Origin of the sequence: Segeticoccus rhizosphaerae, assembly GCF_009192725.1 — a bacterium.
Classification (GTDB): domain Bacteria; phylum Actinomycetota; class Actinomycetes; order Actinomycetales; family Dermatophilaceae; genus Segeticoccus; species Segeticoccus rhizosphaerae.
In genome coordinates, this window is sequence record NZ_VOHR01000460.1 from 1 (window position 1) to 2,247 (window position 2,247).

The window sequence follows — 2,247 nt, forward strand, 5'->3', positions numbered from 1 at the left end:
GCGAGCGGCCTCGGCCGCGACCGCCACCGGTCCCGGCGCCCGTCCGGACAGTGACACGGCCACGACGAGGTCGAGCGGCCCCACCCACCCGGGGAAGGGCAGGTTGCGCCGGGCCGAGACCGGCACCGGCGATCCGGGCTCGGCCAGCAGCTCGAGCACCTGGGCCACGACCGACGAGCCGCCGAGCGCGGCCACGAGCACCGACCGTGGCCGTTCACCCGAGGAGACCCGGTCCAGTCCCGCCTCGCCGGCGAGCGTCACCGCCTCGCGCACCTGGGCACCCGCCGTGGCCAGTGCACGGAGGGTCTGGTGGGGGTCCCGTTCGGCGATCCGGTCAGGATCGTCGACGGAGGACTCGTCGAAGAGCGGCGCCATCACGGAGCCGAATCAGTCCGCCAGCGAACGAGCTTCGTCGATCAGCAGCACCGGGATGCCGTCGTCGATGCGGTAGGCCAGCCGGCACTCCTCGTTGCTGCACTGCAGCTCCGGGCCGGATGGACCGGTGCCGTCGGTGAGCTCGGAGCGGCACTGGGGGCAGCGCAGGATCTCGCGCAGCCACGGCTCGATCCCTGCGGTGGTGGGCTCCGTCATACGCTCTCTCCTTGGTCGTGCAGGTCCGCCTCCGCGGGCCCGCCCGTGCGGACGATCGACAGCACCGTGTCACGGATCGTGGCCATCGTGGGCTCATCGGTGGCCTCGACGTTGAGCCGCAGCAGCGGTTCGGTGTTGCTGGCGCGCAGGTTGAGCCACCACATGGGGTCGGACTCGTGCGTGACGGTCAGGCCGTCGAGCTCGTCGACGGTGACGTCCTGGCCCTCGGCCCAGCTGCGCACCCGCTCGGTCGCGGCTGCGGCGTCGGCCACCGTCGAGTTGATCTCGCCTGAGGCGACGTAGCGGCTGAACTCCGCGACCACCTCCGACAAGGGGCGCTGCTGCTCGCCGAGCGCAGCGAGGACGTGCATCGCGGCCAGCATGCCGGTGTCGGCGAACCAGAACTCGCGGAAGTAGTAGTGCGCGGAGTGCTCGCCGCCGAACACCGCCTCGCTGCGGGCCATGGTGCCCTTGATGAACGAGTGGCCGACCCGCGTGCGCAGGCCCTGTGCGCCGTGCTCGGCAATGATCTCCGGGACGGCCAGCGAGGAGATGACGTTGTAGACGATCGTCACGTCCGACGCGTCACGGCCGGCAGCCACTTCTCGGGCGATCTCCCGGGTCGCCACCAGAGCGGTGATCGCGCTCGCCGGGACCGGTTCACCGCGCTCGTCCACGACGAAACACCGGTCGGCGTCGCCGTCGAACGCCAGCCCCAGGTCGGCGCCGTGCTCGACCACCGCGGCCTGCAGGTCGCGCAGGTTCTCCGGCACCAAGGGGTTGGCCTCGTGGTTGGGGAAGGTGCCGTCGAGCTCGAAGTAGAGCGGTATGACGTCCAGCGGCAGTGCGGGCAGGCCAGCCGCTTCCTGCAGGACCGCAGGCACGGTGTGCCCGCCCATGCCGTTGGCGGCGTCGACCACGACGGACAGCCGCCGGCCCTGGTCTGGCTGGGTCAGGTCGACCAGCGTGCGGAGGAAGGCCGCGTAGTCGGCCAGCACGTTGCGCTCGGTGATCTCGCCCGCTCCCGTGCGGACGTCAGCGCCCCCGATCTGGTGATCGGCTCCGCGGTCCAGCAGCCACTGAGCCAGGTCGCGCACCTCGGCCAGGCCGGAGTCGGTGCCGACTGGCCGGGCCCCCGCGCGGCAGAGCTTGATCCCGTTGTAACGCGCCGGGTTGTGGCTCGCGGTGAACATCGCGCCAGGAACGTCGAGCGCCCCGCTGGCGTAGTAGAGACCGTCGGTCGAGCACAGTCCGATCAGGGTCACGTCGATCCCGTGCGCGGCGACACCTTCGGCGAACGCCCGCGACAGGACCGGCGAGGAGGGACGCATGTCGTGCCCGATCACCATTGCGGAGGCGCCCTCGGGAATGACCACCACCTGGGCGAATGCGGACCCGATCGCGCTGACGACCGACTCGTCGAGCTGGTCGGGCACCAGGCCTCGCACGTCGTAGGCCTTGATGAAGTCGGACAGCCGATGAGCGCTCACGCGGCGACTCTATCGACCGCCGGACCGCGCTCGCGTGGGGTTGGTGGGGTTGAGCTCACCGATCGCGCAGGACGCGCAGGTGTCCCCGGCGACCGACCTCGACGGTGCCGGCCGGCCCGGGAGCGGGCAGACCACGGTGCGGCGCTCCCGCTGACTGCGCCGACGC

2 protein-coding genes and 1 pseudogene are annotated in these 2,247 nt (G+C 71.6%); all 3 read right to left on the reverse strand.

The window, feature by feature from the left end:
- A pseudogene (locus FRW57_RS20595) lies at positions 1 to 375 on the reverse strand (SIS domain-containing protein); the annotation flags it as partial.
- A 12-nt stretch (positions 376 to 387) separates the two neighbouring features.
- Complete coding sequence (locus FRW57_RS20600; protein WP_137122204.1) at positions 388 to 591, reverse strand: Trm112 family protein; 204 nt, start codon at positions 589 to 591, stop codon at positions 388 to 390.
- Positions 588 to 2,081 carry a phosphomannomutase/phosphoglucomutase gene (locus FRW57_RS20605; protein WP_152186934.1) on the reverse strand — a complete coding sequence of 498 codons (1,494 nt, stop codon included), beginning with the start codon at positions 2,079 to 2,081 and terminating at the stop codon, positions 588 to 590. The genes FRW57_RS20600 and FRW57_RS20605 overlap by 4 nt, the downstream gene beginning before the upstream one ends.
- Positions 2,082 to 2,247 lie beyond the last annotated feature (166 nt).